The 24,471-nt window shown below is 62.6% G+C and carries 20 protein-coding genes; 9 read left to right on the top strand and 11 right to left on the bottom strand.

From position 1 onward, the window contains the following. Window positions 1–56 precede the first annotated feature (56 nt). Both LL253_RS15875 and LL253_RS15870 read right to left on the bottom strand, forming a co-directional pair. The gene (locus LL253_RS15875) at window positions 57–512 is read right to left on the bottom strand and encodes a pseudoazurin (protein WP_009823448.1); all 456 of its coding nucleotides are present in this window, start codon (window positions 510–512) and stop codon (window positions 57–59) included. A 111-nt stretch (window positions 513–623) separates the two neighbouring features. Beyond that, on the bottom strand, window positions 624–1,163 hold the full coding sequence (locus LL253_RS15870) for a rhodanese-like domain-containing protein (RefSeq protein ID WP_228227787.1): 540 nt from the start codon (window positions 1,161–1,163) through the stop codon (window positions 624–626). A 65-nt stretch (window positions 1,164–1,228) separates the two neighbouring features. Here LL253_RS15870 and LL253_RS15865 point away from each other — a divergent pair, with 65 nt between their 5' ends. Further along, window positions 1,229–2,017 carry a quinoprotein dehydrogenase-associated SoxYZ-like carrier gene (locus tag LL253_RS15865; protein ID WP_407696122.1) on the top strand — a complete coding sequence of 263 codons (789 nt, stop codon included), beginning with the start codon at window positions 1,229–1,231 and terminating at the stop codon, window positions 2,015–2,017. Next, entirely contained in the window at window positions 2,014–2,958 is a 945-nt protein-coding gene (locus LL253_RS15860) for a quinoprotein relay system zinc metallohydrolase 1 (protein ID WP_228227825.1), read from the top strand. Before LL253_RS15865 ends, LL253_RS15860 begins: the two co-directional genes overlap by 4 nt. 3 nt (window positions 2,959–2,961) lie before the next feature. On the opposite strand, the gene LL253_RS15855 is transcribed toward LL253_RS15860, so the two are convergent. From LL253_RS15855 to LL253_RS15840, 4 genes are all read right to left on the bottom strand, one after another. After that, window positions 2,962–5,283, bottom strand: a complete 2,322-nt coding sequence (locus LL253_RS15855; RefSeq protein WP_407696121.1) for a TonB-dependent receptor — start codon at window positions 5,281–5,283, stop codon at window positions 2,962–2,964. 70 nt (window positions 5,284–5,353) lie between these two features. Next, the gene (locus tag LL253_RS15850; protein ID WP_228227786.1) at window positions 5,354–7,357 is read right to left on the bottom strand and encodes a TonB-dependent receptor; all 2,004 of its coding nucleotides are present in this window, start codon (window positions 7,355–7,357) and stop codon (window positions 5,354–5,356) included. A gap of 111 nt (window positions 7,358–7,468) precedes the next feature. Further along, on the bottom strand, window positions 7,469–8,872 hold the full coding sequence (locus LL253_RS15845; protein ID WP_228227785.1) for a porin: 1,404 nt from the start codon (window positions 8,870–8,872) through the stop codon (window positions 7,469–7,471). Window positions 8,873–8,993: 121 nt separating this feature from the next. Further along, window positions 8,994–9,953 carry a PQQ-dependent catabolism-associated beta-propeller protein gene (locus tag LL253_RS15840; protein ID WP_228227784.1) on the bottom strand — a complete coding sequence of 320 codons (960 nt, stop codon included), beginning with the start codon at window positions 9,951–9,953 and terminating at the stop codon, window positions 8,994–8,996. A gap of 148 nt (window positions 9,954–10,101) precedes the next feature. Between LL253_RS15840 and pedF the strand changes: the two genes are divergently transcribed. From pedF to LL253_RS15825, 3 genes are all read left to right on the top strand, one after another. Next, window positions 10,102–10,527, top strand: a complete 426-nt coding sequence (gene pedF / locus LL253_RS15835) for a cytochrome c-550 PedF (protein ID WP_156784243.1) — start codon at window positions 10,102–10,104, stop codon at window positions 10,525–10,527. 4 nt (window positions 10,528–10,531) lie between these two features. Next, window positions 10,532–11,389, top strand: coding sequence for a substrate-binding periplasmic protein (locus tag LL253_RS15830; RefSeq protein WP_009823457.1), 858 nt, complete (start codon window positions 10,532–10,534; stop codon window positions 11,387–11,389). Window positions 11,390–11,469: 80 nt separating this feature from the next. Beyond that, complete coding sequence (locus LL253_RS15825) at window positions 11,470–12,372, top strand: IS1595 family transposase (RefSeq protein WP_228227783.1); 903 nt, start codon at window positions 11,470–11,472, stop codon at window positions 12,370–12,372. A 74-nt stretch (window positions 12,373–12,446) separates the two neighbouring features. Here LL253_RS15825 and LL253_RS15820 read toward each other — a convergent pair whose 3' ends face one another. Continuing rightward, window positions 12,447–13,394, bottom strand: a complete 948-nt coding sequence (locus LL253_RS15820) for a hypothetical protein (RefSeq protein WP_228227782.1) — start codon at window positions 13,392–13,394, stop codon at window positions 12,447–12,449. A 434-nt stretch (window positions 13,395–13,828) separates the two neighbouring features. Here LL253_RS15820 and LL253_RS15815 point away from each other — a divergent pair, with 434 nt between their 5' ends. Beyond that, window positions 13,829–15,577 (top strand): methanol/ethanol family PQQ-dependent dehydrogenase, encoded by a 1,749-nt coding sequence (locus LL253_RS15815; RefSeq protein WP_037543898.1) that lies wholly within the window; start codon window positions 13,829–13,831, stop codon window positions 15,575–15,577. Between the two features lie 24 nt (window positions 15,578–15,601). Then, the gene (locus tag LL253_RS15810; RefSeq protein WP_228222621.1) at window positions 15,602–16,384 is read left to right on the top strand and encodes a response regulator; all 783 of its coding nucleotides are present in this window, start codon (window positions 15,602–15,604) and stop codon (window positions 16,382–16,384) included. Between the two features lie 14 nt (window positions 16,385–16,398). On the opposite strand, the gene LL253_RS15805 is transcribed toward LL253_RS15810, so the two are convergent. The 4 genes from LL253_RS15805 to adh form a co-directional block, all read right to left on the bottom strand. Next, window positions 16,399–18,624, bottom strand: coding sequence for a hybrid sensor histidine kinase/response regulator (locus LL253_RS15805; RefSeq protein ID WP_228227781.1), 2,226 nt, complete (start codon window positions 18,622–18,624; stop codon window positions 16,399–16,401). Continuing rightward, window positions 18,621–19,763, bottom strand: a complete 1,143-nt coding sequence (locus LL253_RS15800; RefSeq protein WP_228227780.1) for an FIST N-terminal domain-containing protein — start codon at window positions 19,761–19,763, stop codon at window positions 18,621–18,623. Before LL253_RS15800 ends, LL253_RS15805 begins: the two co-directional genes overlap by 4 nt. Window positions 19,764–19,838: 75 nt before the next feature. Next, window positions 19,839–20,225 (bottom strand): DUF779 domain-containing protein, encoded by a 387-nt coding sequence (locus tag LL253_RS15795; RefSeq protein ID WP_228227779.1) that lies wholly within the window; start codon window positions 20,223–20,225, stop codon window positions 19,839–19,841. A gap of 115 nt (window positions 20,226–20,340) precedes the next feature. Then, the gene (adh, locus tag LL253_RS15790; protein WP_009823463.1) at window positions 20,341–21,861 is read right to left on the bottom strand and encodes an aldehyde dehydrogenase; all 1,521 of its coding nucleotides are present in this window, start codon (window positions 21,859–21,861) and stop codon (window positions 20,341–20,343) included. Between the two features lie 162 nt (window positions 21,862–22,023). On the opposite strand from adh, the gene LL253_RS15785 reads away from it, so the two are divergent. Next, the gene (locus LL253_RS15785) at window positions 22,024–22,620 is read left to right on the top strand and encodes a TetR/AcrR family transcriptional regulator (RefSeq protein ID WP_228227778.1); all 597 of its coding nucleotides are present in this window, start codon (window positions 22,024–22,026) and stop codon (window positions 22,618–22,620) included. Window positions 22,621–22,670: 50 nt separating this feature from the next. Next, window positions 22,671–24,389, top strand: a complete 1,719-nt coding sequence (locus LL253_RS15780; protein WP_228227777.1) for an acyl-CoA dehydrogenase — start codon at window positions 22,671–22,673, stop codon at window positions 24,387–24,389. Window positions 24,390–24,471: the final 82 nt, after the last annotated feature.

Raw genomic sequence — 24,471 nt, 5'->3', positions numbered from 1 at the left:
CTGGGGCTGCGCGTCTGGTTCTGACGCCTTTCTTGACGGCAGCGGGGACCAGTCGGTTATTTCACCTTGGCCAGCGCGGCCGTCATCCGCTTGGCGGCGAAGGGGGGCAGCTTCACTGCTTTCGCTGCGGCGATATCGGCTGGCGTCACCTTGCCCACCTGGACCAGGGCGACCATGCCCATCGAATAATGCGGCATGCATTTGATGCCATAAAGACCGGGCTTGGTCACGGTCATCGTCACTTCCTTGTTCATCGCCCCCTTCATCGGCGTCGCGCCCGTTGGCAGCATATTGGCCATGGTTTCGGCATTATGGCTGGGATTGGTCGGCAAAAACCGGATCTTGTCGCCTGGCGCGGCTTTGACGAAGGACGGTTCGAACACCATCGCGCCCTCCGCGCCCTGGTTCTTCATATGGACGATGATCTCCTTGGCGGCCGCGGGCAGGGGCGACAGCAGTAGCGTGGCGACCGACAGGCGAAGAATGACGGGACGGATCAAGGCTCTCTCCATTGGATGGTTCGGCGTAGGCCGCCGGATTGCCAAAGAAAATGGGGGTTTTCCCTGACCCGGCGCAATGGGCCATTGGTCCAAGGTCCCTGTTCGGACTGCGTGGGTCGTCGGTCATTCGGGCCGGTTGCGTTCGGGACTGACAGGCTCCAGCCGCAAGCCCAGGTCCCGCCAGCCATCGCTCCCTTCCGCCAGCCACCAGATAGGCCGATAGCCCGCGCGCTGCAGCCGTCGCGCCGCATTCCAGCTCATCCAGCAATCGGCCAGGCAAAAGACGACGACCGGCATATCGGCGCGCCCTGTGGTCAATCGCGTCACGCCGTCGAGCAGCCATCGTTCGACGGCCGGATCAATGCCACCCCTGCCGCTTTCAGGGAACCAGTGCGCGCCGGGAATCGTCATTCGCTCTGGCTTGCCCCCCGTACCGGGATCGACCGGCGTCACGTCGATGAACAGGGCATCGACACCTGGCCGCAACACCGCTGCGGCCTGGGGTGCGATCCGGGTAACGCCGTTGGGCGCGCGCCGCGTCGGCGCGCGATAATGGGCGATCCGATATCCCGCGCTGTCGAATGCAGATGCGTCCGCCCCCGCAGGCGCAGCGATCGACAGCATCATCCACGCGATCCCCATCGCCAAATCCTTCCGCGTCATCGACCCAAGGTGCAATGGTATCGCAAGGCGGCCTGCCTTACCTCCTGCCCTTAGGGAGAAGGGACATGAAGGCCATGATGGCGCTGCTGCTGGCGCTGATCGCCGCGCCGGGGCAGGCGGCGCAGGATTATCCCGCCGATCCGTTGGGATCGCCCATGTGGCGCGCTCATGCCCTCACCTTGTTCGGCCACGATCCCGTCCGGTTCGACGCACGGGTGAAGGTCGAATTTCCGGCCATAGCAGAGGATCAGCGCGCCTTTCCCGTCGCCATCGACGCGCGCGGAATTCCCGGGGTGCGGCGGATGCTGCTCTTTGCCGACCTCAATCCCATTCCTGTCGCGATCGACTATCGGCCGACCCATGCCGCGCCTTATGTCGCTACCCGCATCAAGCTCGACCAGCGAACGCCGGTGCGCGGCGCGGTGCAGCTGGAGGACGGCCAGTGGCTGGTGTCGGGTGGCTGGATCGATGCGGCGGGCGGGGGCTGTTCCACTCCACCGATCAGCCGGGTGAAGGGCGACTGGGCTGATCATCTGGGCGAAATTCGCGGGCGCGCTTGGCCGCAGCGCGACGGCGCGCGCCTGCGGCTCGGCTTTCGCCACCCCATGGATACCGGGCTGGTCGCCAATATCGCGACCTATCATCTCGACCATCTGACGGTGAAGGATGGCGATGGCCAACTGCTGGGCGATATGGACCTGTGGGCCAGCGTGGCCGAAGATCCGGCGTTGACCCTGATGCCCGATGCGCCGTCGGGGGGGCGGCTTCTGGTCGAGGCTCGCGACACCAATGGCCGGAACTATGTCGCGCGCATCGACCTGGCCCGGCAATCGCCGATACCGGCGCGTCCCTGATGCTCTCGCGTCGCAGCGTCCTGACAGGCTTCGCCTTCCTGCCCGTTGTCGCCAGAGCAGCCGAAAGCTATGCGATCGAACCCGAACAAATCGCGCAGGGCATCTGGATGGTGCGGGGGGCCGATGCCCCCATTCAGCCTGACAATGGCGGCGCCATCGCTAATATCGCCATTGTCGATACGCCTGCGGGCACGGTGTTGATCGATTGCGGTCCGTCGTTGCGCTATGGCCTGGCGCTCAAGCGCGTGGCCGAAGAGCTGACCGGAAAGCCGGTGATCCGCATCTATGTGACGCATCTCCATCCCGATCATGGCTTTGGCCTTGGCGCTTTCGACGCCACCCGCGCCGCCGCACTGCCGGGCACCATCGCCGCCATGGAAGCGCAGGGGCAGGGTTTTTCCGATGCCATGTACCGTATCCTCGGCGACTGGATGCGCGGCACCGACCTTTTGCTGCCCCGCATCGCGCTGACGGCCGGGCAGGAGGATTTCGGCGGCAGGACGTTTCGCCTCCTAGCGTTGTCTGGCCACAGCAGCGCGGACTTGGCATTGCTCGATGAACAGACCGGGCTGCTGATGGCGGGCGATCTTGTGTTTTATAATCGCGCGCCCAGCACGCCGACGGCGGACTTGCCGGCCTGGCGCGCCAGCCTTGATCGGCTCGCGGCGCTGGATCATGGCGCCTTGCTGCCGGGCCATGGACCTTTGGATCCTGGCGGAACGGCCGCGATCGTCCAGACTCGCGACTGGCTCGACTGGCTCGACGCGACATTGACCGATGCCGTCGCCGCCGGTCTCGACATGGTGGAAGCGGGGATGCTGCCGATCCCTGATCGCTTCGCCGGCCTCGCCGCCGCGCGCTACGAACTGCAACGCAGCGTCTCGCATCTCTACCCCGGGCTGGAGGCGCGCCTGCTTCCGCGCGTCGACCGGCCGGACTAAATCCTAGAAACTCGCCTTCATCCCCAGATACCAGCGGCGCGGCGCGCCCGGGCCATAAGCGCGCGGGTCCGACGCGCCGGGCGCTTCCTCCAGGTCGATCTCATCCACCTCGCTGAACGTCCCGAATGTCGCATAGCGTCGATTGAAGGCGTTGCGCACTTCGCCGAACAGGTTGACGCCCGGCACAATCGTCACGCTGCCGCGCAGATTGACGATGGCATAGCCGGGCACCTGGCGGGTATCATTGCCTTCGTCGCCGATCAGATACTGGCCGCTCCGCGCCAGCACATCGCCCCCCAACGACCATCGCGCTGTCGCATAGTCGAGGCTCAGCGTCGCACTATGGCGGGGAATGCCCGGCAGCCTGTCGCCGCGCGCCACCGCGATTCTTCCGTCATCATCCGCTTGCGGGTTGGCCGGGCTCGCAAGCGTCAGCGGCGCGCGATAGGTCGCATCGGTGAAGGCGTAGCTGATCGCCCCGGTCAGGCCGCCCCGGCTTGCCTTGACGCTGGCTTCGATCCCCCGCCGCCGGGTGGCGCCGATATTCTGGAAATAGGCCCGCCCTCTGATGGCCGAGGCGATATATTGAATGTCGTTGCGGTTGCGCGTGCGATAGGCCGACAGTAGCCAATCGACCTTGATGCCGCCGGCCTGCCCCGATCCGCTCGCGCCCGCTTCCCAGCTTTTGGCCACCACCTGCTTGAGCGGCGGATCGGCGATGAAGAAGTTGGTCAGGCTGCACGGCGCATTTTCGTCGGCGCAGGACAACTCCGCCGGGGTCGGCGCCCGGTTCGTTTCCGCATAGCCTGCCCGCAGCGACAGCGCATCGCTCATCCTGTAATCCAGTTCCACGCCCGGATTGACCCGCTGGAACCGGTGTCGGCCATTGAGCGCCGTGCCAATCTGGTCCTGCAACACGATCCGCGCATGATTATATCGCAGGCCGATTTCGGCCGACAGGCGCGGCGTGATCGGCAGCTTGTCCTGCACGAAGACTCCCCAATAATCGCTGTGCGTGATCAGGCTGACCGGCGCGATGGCGCCATCGCCCTGTACGATCATCGTGCCCAGCCCATCGACGCTGCGCGCATCGGTCAACGCGCCCAGTTCGACCGACGTGTCGAATCGCGTCCGGCTGGTGTCGTAACTCAGGCCCAGCGCGAAATGGTTGCGCCCGCCTAGCATCGGCCGGTCGTCGATGATCTGGAACAGGGCGCCCATGGCGCGCGTGCGGGTGCGGCCGCGATTGAGCACGCCATAGCCGTCCCCGTCCAGCATGTCGGCGATCGGAGCGCCGGCCGCGTCGGTCAGCACCGCCTCTTCCTCCTCGTCGGAATCATCCCCGACGGTTTCCAGGCACAACAGCCCTGCCTCGTCCTCCTCCTCGCATGCCTCGATATCGGCCGCGTCGCCGTTGATCGTGCGTAGCGTCAGGCGCTGGGCATAGAGCGTGCCTTCGATCCGCGTGGTGCCGGACAGGGCGACCCAGGGGTGCAGGCTGATGCGGCCATAGGTCGACTGGCTGTTATCGGGCCAGGTGAACACCGCGCGCCGGTCCGCCGCCAGTAATTCGACCGGGGCGACCCCATTGCCGGTCAGGTCGGTATCCGCGCCCACCAGCTTGACATGCAGGCCGCCCGACGCCGTGTCGAAGCCCAGGTCGAGATAGCCATTATAGAGGGTTGAGGGCGAAAAATCGCGCCAGCCATCCTCATGGCTATATTGGAACGCGCCATAGGCGCTCAGGTCGCCGCGCGCGATGCCACCTGCAATGCTAGCCTCGCGATAATCGAAACGTCCCGCGCTATAGCTGGCCTCCAGCCCCGGATCGGACAGGCCGGTGCGCGTTTCGACCAGCATCGCGCCGCCCAGCGCGTTGAGGCCATAGACCGGGCTTGCATCCAGCAGGCTCACGCTTCGGATCGCCGCTTCGGGCAGCAGGTCGAACGCTACCGTATCGCCAAAGGGCTGGTTGAATCGCGCCCCGTCCAGATAGACCGCCAGTCCCTGCGCCACCCCTTGTAATGGCGACGCGGAAAAGCCGCGATAGACCAGATTGGGTTGCCAGGGATTATTCTGCGCGTCCTGCAAGGTAATGCCCGCGATGGTCCGGGTCAGCGCGCCAAGCAGGTCGGGCGTGCCCGCACGTCCGATATCGTCGCGCGTCAGGATCAGCGCATCGTCCACGTCGACTGCGCCCCCCGGGGCAGTCACGATGATCGCGCTTCTGTCGACCTCGCTGTCGGCCTCGCTCTCCGCCGCGCTAATTGGCATCGTCCAGATCGCCGTCGATCCGGCCAAGAGCGCACCCCAGGTCCGCATCATCCTCACCCCCATTTTCCTTGTTGAAACAAGGGTTAGGGGAAGGGCAGGGGGCGCTCCATCCTACTTTGGGTCAATGACGCCAGTTTACGCCGATCCACAGCGTGCGCGGCGTGCCAAGGTCGATGGACCCGCCCGCATTGCGCGTGACAACCGGCTCGTCGAACAGATTTTCGCCCCGCGCGACCAGCCATACGCCCTTGGCCAGCGGCAGGCGCGCAACCGCGTCCAGCGTCAGCGCGTCGGGCAGCACATCGCTTTGAAGGTCGTCTTCATATTGCTTGGCGACATAGCGCAGCGTCGTGGACAGCGATGGCCCCCCGCGCGGTGCCCAGGCCACCGTGCCGCTGGCCGCATGGCGCGGACTCTGCGCGGGCGTGAAGCCGTCAAACGCTTCGCCCGGCGCATGCACGCTGCTGTGGCTATAGGCATAGGATGCCGACAAGGAAAAATCGCCCATCTGCGCCGCCGCCGTCAGTTCCAAGCCCTTGGCGACGATCCGCTCGACATTCTGCCGTTCGCGTGTGTTGGGAGCGATGGTGACATTGGCGATCGCGCCGTCCAGCCGGTTGTAAAAGGCCGTGGCCGACAGGGTGACGCCCTTCATGGGTGTCAGGTCGACGCCCGCCTCCACGCCTTTCAGCTTTTCGGGGTTCAGCGCGGCATTGGCGCGCGTGGTGATGGGAAAGACCACGAAGGGCCGATACAGTTCGTTCAGCGTCGGCAGACGAAAGCCGCTATAGGCCGCCGCCCGCAGCGCCACCGCGTCGCCGGGCCTGAACAGCGCGCCGATCCGGCCGGTCGTTTCCCAGCCCGACCGATCGGCATAGGATTCGCCCGTGGCCGCGCCCGTCGTCGCATTGACCTGGCGGTAGAAACCGTTGCGGATCGTCCACCGGTCAACCCGCGCGCCGCCGGTCAGCACCAGTCTGCCCAGCGTCCAGTCATCCTCGACGAACAGGCCGCTCGTCCATTGCTCGCCGCCCGCATGGCGCAGGAAGGTGCGCGGGTTGCTCGCGACATTGGCGTTATAGGCGTCCTCATACATGTCGCCGGTGGCTAGCCGCGTGTCGGCGCCCACGCGCAGCACATGTTGGGGACCGACCGGCGGGCGCAGCTCGATCTTGCCGCCCAGCCCGGTCGATGGCGTGTTGCGCTGGTCCAGCGTCTTGCGAAAGCTGGAGGAGGATATGACGATATTGGAAAAATTGCGCGCCTGGATATAGGCCAGCGCATCGACCTGCCACGGGCCGCGCGCGACATAGCGGATGCTGGCGTCCTGGCCCTCGCTCATGCTGTCGGCGCCCTGGAAACGCAGCGTGCGATGATCTTCGAACAGCGTTGCGCGAAACTGCAATTCGGACGTCGCGGAGATCGGAGCGACCGCGCGGAGATTGGTCGACCAGCCATCATAGGCGGCGGGCGCGCTGGCGGCGACTCGCTGGTCGCGCGGCGTGGTATAAAATCCATCCCCCCGGTCCCATCGGCCCGACAGGGAGACATGACCGCCGCCCAGATCCGGGGTGATGGTGGCGGACAATTCGCTGGCGTCGCGGCTGCCATATAGGGCGCTCAGCGCCATGCCGGGTAATTCTTCGCGGGTCGCGCTCGCCAGTTCTATGGTGCCGGCGACCGCGCCCGATCCGAACGCGCCGCTGCCCCCGCCGCGCGTCACGCGCACGACCGACAGTCGTTCGGGCGCCAGCGCACCGAAGGGAATATAACCAAAGAAGGGATCGGCCAGCGGCACCCCGTCCAGCAGCATCAAGGTCCGGCTTGACGCGTTGCCGCCCAGCGCGCGCAGCGTCACGCCCTGCGCGGATGGGTTGGCCGACCGGCTGTCCGACCGGCGAAACTGCTGAAATCCCGCGACATCGCCCAGTACCGTTTCGATCCGCCCCGACGCGCTTTCCATCAGCCGTTCGCGCCCGATCACCACCGATCCATAGGCCGGGGTCCCCGGCGGCAGCGGCAGGCCGCGTCCCGTCACGATGATCGCCGGCGCATCGCCGGGCGTCTGCGCCCAAGCGGCAGTCGGAACGATCAATAGCAACGCAGGCAGCAGGCAGGTCTTCATGGCATTCCCCTCAGGCGGCCTCTCCCTTCTGGTTTTTTGTCGCGATTGCAAACGGAAAGGGCCGCACCCCTTGTAGGATGCGGCCCGTCCCCCGGGACATTGGTCCTTTGGTCAGAAAAAGAGGATCGCGCCCGCCGCGATCGCGTCCGACGACGCCTCATTGCCGTTATGCGCCTGCGACTTGGTGCTCACATATTCGCCGAGCAGCGTCACCCAGCTATTGAGGCCATAGCGGACCTGCCCGACCCAGCTGCTATTCTTGTCGACCAGCGCGGGGTTGGCGATCGCATCGGCCGCGTTGGCGTAATCCAGATGGCTTTCGCCATAGCTGCCGCCGAACGAGAATTTGCCGAAGGTCGCCAGGCCCTGAAGATAGAAGCCGTGGCTGTCGCGCTTGTTGCCCAGCCCATCTATGTCGAACAGGTTGAGCGCAGTGGTGCCAAGGCCCGATGCGTCATAATAGGTTCCGACCACCGTCACCGGGCCAAAGCCGACCTTGGCGCCCACATCCCATCCCCAGCCGGTATAATCAGGGCCGGCATCGACATTATGCTTCTGCGTGATGCCCGACGCCCACAGCCGCGTCGATACCGCGCCCATCTTGCCGTCATAGACCAGCTTGCCCTGGAAACCGGGCTGCTTGTTGGTTTCGGCCGGCCCGGTCAGCGACGACAACGGCTCGAAAATGCCGATGCTGGCGGTGATCCCGCCAAAGCTGGGCGTGGTATAGGTGATCTGCGGCTGGAAGTCGGTGTAGATATAGCCAGTGCCGATCCGGCCCAGCGTCGTGTTGGACGGCGCGACATTGCCCGCCGGCGTGCCCGACGACAGCAAGGTGATGTCGTTCAATATCGCTTCGGACGCGAACAGGCCGATATCGCGGCCGATCTTCACCTCGCCAAATCCCTTGCGCCCGAACGTCAGATAGGTCTGGCGGAAATCGATGCCGCTGGTCTGCAATGCGCGCGGATTGCCGGGGCTGTTGGCGCCGCCGCCCGCTGCATAATTGACTGAATTGATACCCGGATACATGCCGAAATGCGCGCCCACGTCCCAGCCGCCCTGGGTGGTCATCGCCTCGACCTTCAGGAAACCGGGCAGCAGGCCGTTGCGGATCGCCGACGTGTCGCCGCCCACCGTCGCGACACCGCCCACGACCGTGTTGGTCGCGCTGGGCGCTTCGCCATTGTCGTGCACGTAAAATCCGTTGACCGACCCTGAAAATTTCAGCGTCACATCCCCCATCTGCAACCCGATGCCGCTATCGGTCATCCGCACGAAGCCCGCGCCGCCCGAGGCGTCGGGCGTCACGGGCGGTGCGCTGGGCGCGGCAGCCGCCTGCGCCGTTTCGCTCGCCTGGCCGCTCAGCAGCTCCTGATATTCCTCGTCGGTCAGGATGCCCTTTTCATGCAGTCGTTTCAGCAGATCGGCGGTGGTGCCGGCCATCGCCGGCGCGGCCGTGACGCAAAGCGCGAATGCGCTCGCGGCGCACATCAGGCGCAGTGTCCCCTTCATCTCATCCTCCCGTTGAGCCGCCGGTGGTTCCGGCTGGCCCGGACAGTGGGCCGCATCAGGCGGACGGAAAATTGAACTTAGGTTCTGCGACTTTCGGCCGGGCGCTGCGGCATCGGCCGGGTCAGGGCGCGATGGCGATTCCCCACGGGGCAGAGCCGACCGGCACGGTGCCCACCACCTTGGCCATGTCCAGGTCGATCACCGACACATTGTTCGAAAGGCCATTGGCGCTATAGGCGTGGCGGCCGTCGGCGCTGACCGCGACATGCCAGACGCGGCGGCCGACCGGGACATAGGCGCGCACCTTGCGGCTCGCCACATCGACCAGCGCGACATGATCGGCGCGGCCCAGCGCCACGATCGCGGTCTTGCCGTCGTGCGTGAAGCGGATGCCGCAGGGCAGGATGCGATGCGCCGCGACGCCCTCTATCTCGAACCGCAGCGTGTCCGTGATCGTCCGGCTGGCGACGTCCGCGATCTGGACGACGCCGCCGATCTCGGCCGCGATCCAAAGCTGGCGCCCATCGGCGGTGAATTCGACATGGCGCGGCCGCATCTCGGTCGCGGTTTCGCCTGCCGCCGTCCGGGTGGAAAGATCAATCCAGGTGACGACATTATCCTCTTCGGACGTGACCGCGACCCATCGTTCGTCCGGGCTTTGCGCGACGCCTTCCGGCTCGCCGCCCACCGCCACCTGAAAGGCGACGGTGCGCGAGGAAAGGTCGATCGCGGTCAGCGCGGCGTCATTTTCATTGGCAACGAACAGGGTGCCGCCATCGCGCGACAGAGAGAATTGCTCGGGGTCCTCACCGGACGGCAATTCGGCCACCAGCTTGCCGCTGACGCGATCAATCACCTGCACCGCATGATCCAAGCTGGCGCACAGATAGACATATCGTCCATCCTTCGACACGGTGATGCCGCGTGGCCGGCCGCCCACATCCCACGTCGCCAGCACCGTGCGCGTCGCGCCGTCGATCACGCTCACGCTGTCGCCCCGCTCATTGGAGACATAGAGCGTGTCCGCGATCGCCGGGACCGGCATCGCACTCGCCATCGCGGCCCATAGCAGTCTCTTCATGCCAGCCCTCTCCCTCAATGTCCGTCGTCCCAATGGTCTAGGCGCAGCATCAGGCGGGCGGGATTGTACCAAAGGCCAATGGGGCGCTCTCCGCCGCTCCCCTACACTTGCATGGAACAGGACATGATGGGTGAGGATGGACAGGCTCATGACTTCGGGACGCATTTTGCTGCTGGGCGCGCTTGCCGTGCTGGCCGGAACGACGGCCAGCCAACTGCTGGCGCATGGCGACGTGACGCCGCAGGCGGTCGATACCTCCGCGCTGCCGGACATTGGCGAGGAATGGCTGGAAAAAAATCCCTATAGCGGCAACGCCAAGGCGATCGAAATCGGCCAGTCCGCCTATGGCCAGAATTGCGCACGCTGCCATGGGCTCGACGCGGAAAGCGGCGGCATCGCCCCGGACCTGCGCTATTTGGAGCAGGGTGAGTCGGGCGACCAGTGGTTCGCCGAACGCTATCGCCACGGCTCAAGCCATGACGGAAAAGTCTATATGCCGCCATTTGGGGATGTCTTGGGGCAAAAGACCGGCTGGGCGATCCGCGCCTGGCTCGAAACCAAGTTCGAGGGCTGATCCCATGGTCAGCCGTCGCGCCTTTCTCAGCACCGCCGGCGCTGCCGCGACATTGGGCCTTCTGCCCTCGCGCATCGGCGCGGCGCCGCTGGGCAAGGTCAGGGATACAGGGGTCCTTCGGGTCGCCGTCTATAGTGACAACCGTCCCTGGTCCTGGGAAAAAAATGGCCGGCTGACCGGCATCGACGTCGATCTTGCCAATGCCTTGGCGCAAAAGCTGGGCGTACGCGCCGACGTGGCGCAGATCACGGCGGATGAAAGCGTCGACGATGACCTGCGCAATGCGGTTTGGAAGGGCGGGCTGCTCGGCTTCATGCCGGCCGACATCATGCTGCATGTGCCTTTTGACCGGGCCTTTGCCGCGCGCAATGATCAGGTTGCGATTGTCGCGCCTTATTATCGTGAGACGTTCCAGTTTGCCTGCGCCAATGGCGATATCGACTGTGATGCGCCGCCCGTCCAATGGAAGGGCAGGCGGCTCGCCGCCGAACTGGACAGCATTCCCGATTTTTATCTGATCGGCGCCTTTGGCGGGGTACTGTCCAGGGATGTCGTCCATCATAAAAGCGGCACAGCCGCCGTGGACGCGATGCTCGATGGCAGGGCCGACGGCGTGCTCGCCAGCCGCGCCCAGATCGAAGCAGCGCTGCATGACCGCGGAAATCCCGCCATCATTCGCCGCAAAATGCCGCTTCCCGCCTTCACCTCGCTGGGTTGGGACATCGGCATGGCGGTCAAGGAAAACAGCCGCACGCTGGGCGACGCGGTTGAGGACATCCTGGCCGCCATGGGGACGTCGGGCGAACTGGCCGCCCTGTTCGCCGCCCATGGCGTCACCTATCAGAAGCCTGTCGCAGGCTGATCGCGGCCCTCACTTGCCGCTTCCAATGTTGGGCGATTATCCCCTTGGCATACGTAAGGAATTGCGCTATACAATGAGGCATGAGCAAGAAGCCCCAAACGATCGCGCAGTTCTTCAAGCAGTTTCCCGATGATGAGGCCTGCCTGAACCACCTGTTCGAAATCCGGTTTGGTCAGGGCTTTGAATGCCCGTCATGCGAGCGCCCGTCGAACTGGTATCGGATCAAGGCGGAGCGCGCTTATTCGTGCCAGTGGTGCGGCCATCACCTGCACCCGACTGTTGGCACGCCGTTCGAGCAGACCCGCACCCCGCTCCAGCTCTGGTTTTACGCCATCTTCCTGTTCACCACGACACGCAACGGCGTGGCGGCGAAGGAACTACAGCGCCAGCTTGGCGTCACCTACAAGACGGCGTGGCGCATGGCGCACCTTATCCGCGAGCATATGGCCGACGTTGACGGTGAAGCACCGATCGGCGGCGCTGGTGAAATTGTCGAGGCAGACGAAACTTTCATCGGCGGCGTCCACAAGCGGGGCAAGCGTGGCGGCGATCCGGCGGAAGGCAAGACCATCGTTTTCGGCGTCATGGAACGCGGCGGCGAGATTGTGACGAAAGTGGTGCCGAACCGCCTTCGCTGCACAATCTTCCCCATCGTGCAGGATCATGTCGAGGCCGGTACGGAAGTCCACACGGATGAATATCGGACCTATGCCACGTTGGGCAACATCGGCTACCAGCACAAGAAGGTGAACCACGCCGCCAAGGAATATGCGAGCCGCGACGGTGTGAGCGTCAACGGGATCGAAGGCTTCTGGTCGCAGCTAAAGCGGTCGATCAACGGCACCCATATTCACGTGAGCGGCAAGCATCTGTGGAAGTACGCGAAGGAAGCGGAATATCGCTTCAATCGTCGGGATTGCTCCGAGACGATGCTTTCGGAACTGCTGGGAACTTTTGGGCCATTGCCCGAACGGCCCGATTGAAGGCGTCCGCGTCGCCATCTGGGTCGGTGTCATGTGCCTTGATGAACTGGTCGATTTTACCCTTCTCGCGGGCATCACGAAGGCTGGTCATCGTAAATCCTAGCTAGGTAGTAGACGCTTGGTTGGTAATCCCCCTCGTTGTCGAGAACAGACGTAACCAGCACATCAGCTTTAACCTTGTCGCGGGTAAAAAGTTCTTCTGCGTCTATACCTGGGGCGAGATGCAAGGCTTTGCGACCATCCGCCACCTCAGCGATAGAAGCCGCCCATCGCTTGGGGTTCTCCCGATCATGAGCGAAGAATTTTACCGTTACGCCCTCATATGACTCAGTCTGGGTGGGCGGCTTGTGGCTTGCCATTTCCACGTCAGAAGGCAATGCGTCCAGCGCGCCTTTTCCTATCTCAGCCCCACCCGGCGTTGTTACTGCGCTGGCGTGGTGACGACGGGCTGGCGCGAGGAAATCCATTGCCTGATTGCCGACTGAAACCGGGCGTTTGGAAAGTACGGCGGTCACCGCCTCGATTAGTTGGTCTTCTGGTATGCTGACCTTGCGCGCAGCCTCTTCAACCAACTTTTGCCGCTCTTCTGCGATAGCCTGCTCACGCTTTTCCATCTGCTTTTTATCGAAGTCATCCTTCGCCCTCTTCATCCGCTGTATCACTTTCTCCACGCCCCAAAGCCCGATGATGAGGATGATGACGCTGACGAACGAGTCGTAAGAGTCTGGGACGTCGACGCCAAATAAGGTTTGGAGAAGGTCTACAGGCATGTCTTCGATAAGGCCTTGTTGGGCACCAGCAGCCAGCACGCCCTCAAGTCGATGCCGTAGGGGGCTGTTTTGGGACACTTCCCGAACGACCACCGACAGATGCTCGACGAAAATATCGGGGAAGCACTCTTCGATAACCAGAATAGCTTCTCGGAATAGCTTCTCTTGAGCAGTGAGAGCCTTGGCGACCTCACTAACCGTAGCGCGGCCTTCAAACTCATAAGTGAACTGTGCTGGAACGCGATATTCCATAGTGCCCCCATCATTACGGAAGCACTTGCTATCTTGCAGAAGCTGTTTGAGTCAAAGGAAGATGGCATACGTCACCTGGATTTAGCGCCTATGGCGCTAACACATTTCGGCCCAATGATTCACGTATGCCAAGGGGATAATCACCCAATGTTGGACTTTCTCTGATCTTTCCTGGTCGGTGAGGCACGCTTCGATCCTTTTCATGCTCGGATGGGCGGGTTTTGGTGGCTATTCCCACCTGTCGCTTAGGTGTCGCTTCCGTGTCGCTTCGTGGGCGCGTTGCGGTCGCTTCGGGGCCAAAAGCGGCCAAAGCGAATGAACTTCGCTCCTGTCCATTTCCTCCCGACCGAAGGTCCAATTGCCGCTTGCGCCGCCCGGCATAGGCTGTTCGGCGCAATGGGCGCGCACGGCGCCGCAGAAATGGGAGGATGATGATGAAGGGACGTATGTTGCGTTCGCTGGGCGGCGCCGCCGCATTGGCATTGGTCGTGGCTGGGGCGCCGCTGCTGGCGCAGGGGGCTGGCCCGACCGATGCTGACCTCATGAACGACGCGGCAACGCCCGGCGACGTGCTGACCTATGGCATGGGTCCGCGCGCGCAGCGGTTCAGCCCCTTGAAGCAGATTGACGCGGGCAATGTCGCAAAACTCGTGCCCGCCTTCGCCGCCTCGCTGGGCGGCGAAAAACAGCGCGGTCAGGAGGCGCAGCCGATCGTCTATGACGGCACCATCTATGTGACGGGCAGCTATTCGCGCCTCTTTGCCTTTGACGCGCGCACCGGTGAGGAAAAATGGCAATATGATGCACGACTGCCGGACGCGATCATGCCCTGCTGCGACGTCGTCAATCGCGGTGCGGCCATCTACGGCGACAAGATCATCTTCGCCACGCTCGACGCGCGCGTGGTGGCGCTGAACCGCGAAACCGGAAAGGTCGTGTGGAATAAGCAGATCGCCGACTATAAGGAAGGCTATAGCGCGACCGCCGCACCGATCATCGTCAAGGGCATGGTCATCACCGGCAATTCAGGCGGCGAATTCGGCGTCGTCGGCGCGGTCGAGGCGCGCGACGTCAACACCGGCGAACTGATCTGGCACCGCCCCGTGATCGAAGGCCATATGGGCACGTTGCGGGGCAAGGATAACGGCATCACCGGCAAGACCAACGCCAGCTGGCAGGGCGACTTGTGGAAGACCGGCGGTGGCGCAACCTGGCTTGGCGGCACCTACGACCCGGAAACCAATCTGCTCTTTTTTGGGACCGGCAATCCAGCACCCTGGAACAGCCATCTGCGCCCGGGCGACAATCTCTATACCAGCTCCACCATCGCGCTCGATCCCGACACCGGCGTCATCAAATGGCATTATCAGACAACGCCGCATGACGGCTGGGATTTCGACGGCGTCAACGAATTCATTCCCTTCGACGCCACGATCAATGGCAAGCCGATGAAGCTGGGCGCCAAGGCGGATCGCAACGGCTATTTCTACGTGCTCGATCGCACCAACGGCAAATTGGTCAGCGCCTCGAAATTCGTCATGCAGACGACTTGGGCTGACGGCATCAATCTCAAGACCGGAAGGCCCAATTATATCGAAGCCGGCCGACCCGGCGCGCCGACGACCGAGAAGGGGAAGCCGGTCTTTGCCTCCCCCTCCTTCCTTGGGGGCAAGAACTGGATGCCCATGGCCTATAGCCAGGACACGGGCCTGTTCTACGTGCCATCCAATGACTGGGGCATGGATATCTGGAACGAACCCATCGCCTACAAGAAGGGCGCGGCCTATCTGGGCGCGGGCTTCACCATTAAGCCGATTGCCGAAGACCATATCGGCGCGTTGCGCGCAATGGATCCCAAGACCGGCAAGATCATGTGGGAATATAAGAACAAGGCGCCTTTGTGGGGCGGCGTGCTGACGACGGGCGGCAACCTTGTCTTCACTGGTACGCCGGAGGGCTATCTCAAGGCTTTCGACGCCAAGACGGGGCAGGAACTCTGGAAATTCCAGACCGGATCTGGCGTGGTCGGATCGCCCGTCACCTGGGAACAGGATGGCGAACAATATGTCGCCGTCATGTCTGGCTGGGGTGGGGCGGTCCCGCTGTGGGGCGGCGAAGTGGCCAAAAGCTTCAAGGACATCAACCAAGGCGGGGCGCTCTGGGTGTTCAAGCTGCCGCGATAAGCCGAAATGAAAGGAGATTGATCGATGATTGTCATGGGCCGGGGACATCATACGCCGCACATGCCGGCATTGCCGCCACGCGCGATGCATCTTGCCTCCGCCCATGGCATCATGGATCATGAAATGCAGGGGCGGGGGATGGGTCAGTATATGGGCGGGGACGCCATGATGGAACGGGTGCTGATCATCGACGATCATCCCCTGGTGCGCGATGGCCTGCGCAGTGTCATCGCGATCAGTTTCGACAATATCGAGATATTGGAGGCGGCGAGCTTGGCAGAAGCGGTCGCGCTGCTAGAAAAGCAGGACAATTTCGATCTCATCCTGCTGGATCTCAATATTCCCGACGTTCGCCGCCTCGACGGGTTGAAACTGCTGCGGCAGCGCTTTCCAATCCTCCCCGTCGTCATGGTCTCGGGCGCTTTCGACCGCGCCATCGTGCAGGACGCTTTGGCGGCCGGAGCGGCGGGGTTCATCCCCAAATCGCTCAAGCGCAGCGGCATTGTCGATGCGCTGCAACGCATCGTCGCTGGCGAAATTTATCTGCCCGAAACCATGGGCGAAGTGCCGCCCCCTTCGGTGGAGGAGGATGATATCGTCCGCCGCATCGACAGCCTGACGCCGCAGCAAAAGACCGTTCTGGGCCATCTTGTTCGTGGCCGCCTCAACAAGCAGATTGCCCATGACCTCGGCGTGTCGATGACCACGATCAAGGCGCATGTCTCGGCCATCTTGCAAAAACTAGGCGTGCTCAGCCGTACCCAGGCGGTCATCAAGGCGAACCGTGTGGGCTTTAGCGGCGACTGATGGCCACAGCCTTGTTATTTCAGGATCGTCCGCAACAGCGCCCGCAATTGCGCTGGCTTCACCGGCTTGTTGAGCAGGGGAATGTCGGCGGCGTCCAGCTGCGCTTTCAGCGCTTCGCCGCGGTCGGCCGAGATCATCACCGCTGGCACCCGAAGACCAAAACGCGCCCGTAATTGCTCGATGACGACATCGCCGGTTTCCTCTTCGTCCAGATGATAGTCCACCAGGATGATGTCGGGCGCCGTCCCAGCCGCGAACTGGCCCGCTGCTTCGGCAAAGCTGCCGGCCGTCACGACGCTGCATCCCCATCCACCCAGCAGACTGCTCATGCCGGTCTGGATCGCGCGTTCATTGTCCACCACCAATGCGGTCAGCCCGCGCATCGTGCGATCCCTTCCCGTAGCGTCGTGTGGCTGCCGTTCATCTGCGCTTTCCACGCCGATCGGCACCATGATCGAAAAGGTGGAGCCGGCGCCAGCCACAGACCGCAGCGTCACCGGATGCCGGAGCATGTCGCTCGCCCGCCGGACGATGGCGAGACCCAGGCCCTTGCCGGACTGGCGATTGTCGAACCGCCGAAACTCCTCGAAGATCAATTGCTGCTGGTCGGGCGGGATGCCGGGGCCGGTGTCCGTAACGCTGATTTCGACTAGCGCGTCGAACATGTGGCAATGCAGCCGCACAGCGCCTTTCTGTGTGTACCGCACGGCATTCGATAGAAAATTCTGCAGGATCCGCCGCAGCAGCCGGATATCAGACCGCACCCAGACCTGCTCGCCCTCGATACTGAGCGACAGCCCTGCCGACCGCGCCATCGGCGCAAATTCCACCCGCAACGTGTCCAGCAGACGGTCCAGGGGGAAGTTCGACAATTCTGCCTGGATGGCGCCAGCGTCCAGTCGGCTGATTTCCAGCAGTGCCTCCAGCAAATCCTCCACCGAATCGAGCGCGGTGGACGTCTGGCTGACCAAAGCGCGGGTAGGCAAGGCGAGCCGCCTGTCGCCCAAGGCCGCCACGAACAGGCGCGCGGCGTTCAAAGGTTGGAGCAGGTCATGACTTGCTGCGGCCAGGAAGCGCGTCTTCGACAGGTTGGCCTTTTCCGCCGCAATTTTGGCGTCCATCAATTCCGCCTCGATCTGTCGCCTCTCGGCTACCTCTGCCTCTAGTTCGCACGTCCGTTCCGTGACCCGGCGTTCCAGCGTTTCAGCCGTTTCCTTCAAGGACGCCTGCGCGCGCAACATATCGGTGACATCGGTAAAACCGATCACCTGTCCGCCGCCTTCCAACATTGTGCTGCGCAATTCAAAGCAGCGATCCCCTGCGCGAACCTGGCCGACCTTTCGGCCAATGCCATCTCGCCAGTCCAGGTACCCTTCGTCAGCCAGATGCCGCTCGGTTCGGCACCAGTGCACCAATTGCGCATGGTTGCCCATGTCCTGCGCCCAGTCCTCCGGCAAGCGCAGAAGGCGTTGCAGGGCCTCATTCCAAGCCGCGACATTTCTGTCCGCGTCGAACAGGCAAACGCCTTCTGACAAATTGTCGAGTGTCGCCTGCAGTATGATGTTGCGCTCGGCCAGTTCTCGCGTGCGCTCGCGTGCATCCTCGGCCTTTGCTTCGGTGATATCGGTGTAGATGCCAACAATTCCACCCTCGCTGGTCCGCAGTTCGTTGACCTGCACCCATCGTCCGTCGGCCAGGGCCTGAACATGGCCGCCCTGTGTGACGCTGTGGCGGGCAAGGCGTTCAGAAACCCAGCGGTCAGGCGCTATCAAAGCTTCCCGTGCAGTCTGATGTGCCGCCGCCAGCCGAGCGATTTCATCGAACCGCATGCCTTCACGCAGCTGATCGGCAATGTCGGGCCAGAAGCCGAGATAGGCTTCGTTAAACAGCAGCAGCCGGTCGTCGGCATCGAAGAGGACAAAGCCTTCGTTGATGGAATCGATGGCATCGCGCAACCGCATGCGTGCTGCGTCGGCACTATCGTGGGCCGCTGCTAGTTCCGCATGCGCGCTTGCCAATCGCGCCAGTGCGTCCTCCAGCTGGACGGTGCGGTCGCGCACCATGGATTCTAGGGAAATCGCAGTCTCGAACATGGCGAACGCATTGCCGGCCATATCGCTGGATCGTTCGACCCGGTCGATCAATGCGGCATTGATCTTGCGCAGCTTGGCGACTTCCAGACGCAAGGCCGCGACGTCTATCTCGTCCAAGTTTGCAATTTCGGCGGCCGCCCCGGTCATTTTCCGATGGCCAGACCGCTGAACGTCTGGTTGACGTGCAGGGCGTGATATTGCTCGCCATAAGTATTGAACCCGATGACGCTGTGGCGACGGTAGAGTTCCGAGACGGCACGGGAAATTTGGCGCTGTTCGGCGTCGATGCGGTTGAGCACGCAGTCGAAGGCGATGATGCGATCGACTTCGCCCAATTGATCGGCGATGTCGGTGAAAAGCGCATCCATGCCCGCGATGCGATCCACCGGCTCTCCCACGGTCAGCACGATGCCTTCGTCGATCGCGCAGTAGAAGGTCAGGCTGCCATCGGCATTTGCGCTCTGGATGGACCGGACATGATAGTCGCCAGCGGCGCGGACCATCGGCGGGTGTGCGGCAAAGAATTCGACGCCCAGTGCCTCGCCGGCATGGCCGGCGATGCGCAGATACTCGCTGGCCGCAGGCTCTGCGTTGATTTCGGTTACGACCCGATCCTGCGGAATGGCGCCTGTGACAACCATCTTGGCTGCGCCCGGCCGGTAATGCTGCGCCTTGAAAACGTGCAGGGGCCGAGGCGTGGACAAGATCGCCACGACCGCTCCATGCGCGTGGAATTGCCCCCCCTCAAATATGGATGTTTCCCGAAATGCCAGGCCATCGCCCGATGACCCACCGATCAAAGGGATATCGCCCAGCGCGTCCTGGATCGTCATGGTGAGCAACTCTTCGCGATGCGACAGCCCGTCAACGAGGAACAGGGCAACCTGGTTTATTGTCTCTCCAAGAGACCGGCTGTCGCGCGTCGCTGCGGCGACCAGACTGCGGACGACGTCGCGCGCCGCGACCGGATCGAACATGTCGACATCCTGGAAACAGTGGGAGGCGAGGTGAAAGCTGTCTGTTGGAAAAGCGATCGCGGAAAGGCTGTCCTCGTCATAGCCGCGATCGGTCAACTCCCCCGAACTGGTGCAACCGATGACCGACACGCCTTCGCTACGCCGGTTGATGGCCCGCGCCAGCGGATCCCGGTCGAACCGATGCGAGCAGAACAGCATGAGGCCAGCCAGCGGCGCTTCGCCAAGCTGCTCCATGATCTCGTCCATGGCGGCAACAGGGCTCGCAGCGTGACTGGCTGCAAAGCCAATGCGTGAAGCCAGCAACGTCATCGGTATCTCCCCCCCTGATTTCTCCTTGTTATACGGTCTTATGAACCTGCCGGCGACGCGTGACCAGTCCGACGTTCAGCATCCGCGGACGGGGCCGCCTGCCGCCTCCAGCGCGGCATATTCCTCATCCGTGAAAACTCGGGAGCGGACGATGAAACGAACACCTTGCGGACTTTCGAGCGACATGCCCGCGCCGCGACCGGGCACGACGTCGATCATCACCTGGGTATTGCGCCAATAGTCAAACTGCGCGCTGCCGATCCATACGGGAATGTCGCCTGCCACATGCCCTAGAAGAACGTCCTGCGTTCCGACCTTGAATTCGCCGCGCGGAAAACACATCGGCGCGGACCCATCGCAGCAACCGCCGGATTGATGAAACATCAGCGCACCATGCGTCTGCGTAAGCGCCCGCATCATCGCGTCCGCTTCCGGCGTGGCTATCACGCGCGCTGGCACCATGGTGACTGTCCTTGCTACTAACCAGTGCGGCGGGCGCTGGGGAAGATTGTCGCCCGCCGCCATCGGAAGCCCTGGAACAGGGAATGCAGCTTCCGACAATTGCATCTTCGCCGGATCAGAAAAAGCCGAGCGCTTTCGGGCTGTAGCTTACCAGTAGATTCTTCGTCTGCTGATAGTGATCCAACATCATCTTGTGCGTTTCGCGTCCGATACCGGATTGCTTATAGCCGCCAAAGGCTGCGTGGGCCGGATAGGCGTGATAGCAATTCGTCCAGACTCTGCCTGCCTGAATGGCCCGGCCCATCCGATAGGCGCGGCTGCCGTCGCGCGTCCAAACGCCGGCGCCAAGTCCGTACAGCGTATCGTTGGCGATCGCGAGGGCTTCCGCCTCGTCCTTGAACGTGGTGACGGACAATACCGGGCCGAAGATTTCCTCCTGGAAGATGCGCATCTTGTTATGGCCCTTCAACACAGTCGGCTCGACATAATAGCCCTCCGCCAGTTCGCCATCTAGCCGTGCCCTTTCGCCGCCGGTCAGCAATTCGGCTCCTTCGCCAAGGCCGATCTCGATATAGGAGAGGATTTTTTCAAGCTGATCGTTCGAGGCCTGGGCGCCGATCATGGTCGCTGGGTCTAACGGGCTACCCTGGCGGATGGCCTTGACCCGTTCAACGGCGCGGGCGATGAACCGGTCATAGATGCTTTCCTGGATCAGGGCGCGGCTGGGGCAGGTGCACACCTCGCCCTGGTTCAAGGCGAACATCGCGAAGCCTTCCAGGCATTTGTCAAAATAATCGTCGTCAGCGTCCATGACGTCTTCGAAAAAGATGTTCGGGCTCTTGCCGCCAAGCTCAAGCGTCACGGGAATCAGGTTTTCCGACGCATATTGCATGATCAGGCGGCCCGTGGTGGTTTCGCCGGTGAAGGCGATCTTGGAAATCCGCTTGTTGCTGGCCAGAGGTTTGCCAGCCTCCACGCCAAAGCCGTTGACGATGTTGAGCACGCCCGACGGCAGCAGGTCACCGATGACTTCCATCAGGACCATGACCGACATTGGGGTTTGTTCAGCAGGCTTCAAAACCACGCAATTGCCTGCCGCCAAGGCAGGGGCGAGCTTCCAGACCGCCATCAGAATTGGAAAATTCCATGGGATGATCTGGCCGACCACGCCGAGTGGTTCGTGAAAATGATAAGCGATCGTGTCATGATCAATTTCCGCGATGGATCCTTCCTGAGCGCGTAGGCAGCCCGCGAAATAGCGGAAATGATCTATCGCGAGCGGGATGTCTGCATGCGTCGTTTCCCGGATAGGCTTGCCATTGTCGATCGTTTCGGCCATCGCGATCAGGTCGAGATTGGCCTCCATGCGGTCGGCCATTTTGAGCAGAATGTTGGACCGGTCGGTAGGCGATGTCTTGCCCCAGCCATCCTTGGCTTTGTGTGCTGCGTCGAGTGCCAGTTCGATATCATCGGCGGTCCCGCGTGCGATCTGGCAGACGACTTGGCCCGTGACGGGCGAAATATTGTCGAAATATTCGCCCTTGGCTGGAGCTACCCACTGTCCACCAATATAATTGTCGTAGCGCTCACGGATCAACCTCTCGCCCGCAAAACGCTCCATGGCCTGCTGCAGCATCGTCCACTCCTGAATCGATTAAAGTTGGATCAAGGATGGCAGAGGCGGTCGAGCGTGCAATTGGACCTTCGGTCGATATGGCTGGTCGTTACCCGACACCCTCTGGATCGCCGAGTGCGTCCCGGGGTGATTCGGCGTCCCCTTTCATGCTAGGTCGCCGGGATGATGATAAGGGATGACAGGACCAGCGAACCGGAAACGGGCGGCGCGCGCCGACGCGCCATATTGGAAATCGCCGCGCGCCTATTTGCGCGCAAGGGCTATCGCGGAACATCCATGCGGGACATTGGGGAAGCGGCCGGCGTCCAGGGAGGATCGCTCTATCATCATATCAGATCTAAGGACGCCCTTTTCGTAGAACTCCATCACGCAGCCCTGGACGAAGCGGAGCGTCGGATCGCTCAGGCTGCATCGCAGCAGCTCGAGCCTTGGGCCCGGCTTGAGGCGGCCTGCGCCGCTTTATTGGAGATTCAGCTCGACCCTGACTCGTTGACGATGCCGATGATGAACGATTTTCGCGAGGTGCCCGCTACGGTTCGCACCGCGCTGATCGAGCGGCGAGATCGGTTCGAAACGCGGTTTCGGGACTTGGTGGCCAATCTGCCGTTGCCGCCTGAGCTTGACCGCTCCATCTATCGCAACCTGCTTCTGTCTCAACTTAATTCGGCGGCCGACTGGGTGCGGCCCGGCCGCCTGTCGCCCCGAGACATCGCTGAGCAAATCGCGCGTGTGTTTCGCCACGACATATCGACAGGTTGAAGCTGTAACAACTGTTTGGTATAGCGCTATGCAATAGAAAGGCCCGTATTATGCAAAGCTATATCCCGCCCATCGACGACTATCGTTTCCTGTTGGAGGAAGTGCTCGATTTTGATGGAGCGATGACGGAGCTCGGCAAGGACGTGGATTGCGGCCTCGCGACGGCGGTCCTTGAAGAGGCGGGGAAATTCTGTGCCGATCATCTTCATCCGCTCAATCGTCAAGGGGATGAGCAAGGCGCGCGGCTGGTCGATGGATCAGTGGTCATGCCTGACGGCTTTGCCGCAGCTTATCAAGCCTTCGTCGAGGCGGGATGGCCGTCCCTGGCTGCTGATCCGGACCATGGCGGACAGGGCCTTCCCTTCATCCTGCAATTATGGCTCGATGAGATGCTGTCCGCATCCAATCTTTCATTCGGGCTTTTTCCGGGTCTCACCCGCGGCGCGATGGAAGCGATCGCCGCCCATGCGAGCGACGACCTTAAGACCCGCTATCTGGCGCCGTTGATCAGCGGAGAATGGACCGGCGCCATGGCGCTGACGGAAAGCGGAGCCGGCACCGACCTTGCACTGCTGAAAACAAAGGCGGAAGATCTGGGAGACGGGCGTTTCGCAATCACCGGGCAGAAGATCTTCATTTCTTCGGGCGACCACGACATGGCGTCCAATATCGTCCATCTCGTTCTTGCCCGTTTGCCCGATGCGCCTGCTGGGGTGAAGGGTATCAGTCTGTTTCTTGTGCCCAAGATGCTGCCCGATGACACGCGCAACACCATGTCGGTCGGCGCATTGGAAAAGAAAATGGGCATTCATGCCCAGCCGACCTGTGTCATGAACTATGATGGCGCAACGGGGTGGCTGGTGGGCGAGCCGCACCGTGGCTTAGCGGCCATGTTCACCATGATGAATGCCGAACGACTGATGGTCGGCATCCAGGGGCTCGGCATTGCCGGCGCTGCTTATCAACAGGCGGCCGCTTATGCCAAGGATCGGCTCCAGGGGCGCAGTAGCGATGGCGGCCGGGGCCCTGTTGCGATCATCGAACATGCAGACGTCCGGCGCATGTTGCTCAAGGTACGTGCTTTTGTCGAAGCCGGGCGCGCGCTGGCTGGGTGGACCGCCTTGCAGTGGGATCGGGCGCAGGGCCATGCCGATCCGGCAATCAGGGCGGATGCCGATGCGTTGGTCGCGCTGCTTACGCCTGTTGTGAAAGCCGCGTTCACCGATTTCGGATTTGAAAGTGCGGTTGCGGCGCAGCAGGTGTTCGGCGGCCACGGCTATATCCGCGAATGGGGGATGGAGCAGTTCGTGCGAGACGCGCGCATTGCGCAGATCTATGAGGGTACGAACGGGATCCAGGCGATGGATCTTGTGGGCCGCAAGTTGCCTATGGCCGGCGGCACTGTGGTCGAGCGCCTGTTCGATCAGATCGAAATGGATTTGCAAAAATGCGAAGGCGTCGAAATGGCCGAACGGGTACGTAACGCGCTTGGCCTTCTGCGAGACGCGACGATCGCCTTGCGTGGGGCCGGTGCCGACGCAGCAGGAGCGGCGGCGGTTGACTATCTTCGCCTGTTTGCCCTCGTCTGCTTGGGATGGATGTGGGCTCGAATGGCAGCCGTGGCGACCCGCGATAGTCCCTTGCACGCGAGCAAGCGCGCGCTTGCCGAATTCTTCGTGCTCCGGCTTCTGCCGGAGAGTGAGGGCTTGGCGCGGGCGATCGGCGCGGGCGAAGCGTCCTTGATGGCAATGCCTGGCGACGCTTTTTAGGAACCGGCCCAGCCATCTCACCGGCGTGATCGTCCCTTCGCTGCCCAAAATTCGCTTATGTCGTTTTTTTGAAATTTTATGA

Origin of the sequence: Sphingobium soli (assembly GCF_020782245.1) — a bacterium.
GTDB lineage: Bacteria > Pseudomonadota > Alphaproteobacteria > Sphingomonadales > Sphingomonadaceae > Sphingobium > Sphingobium soli.
The sequence above is the reverse complement of the archived record's forward strand: the minus strand, read 5'-3'. Positions and strand labels throughout refer to the sequence as shown.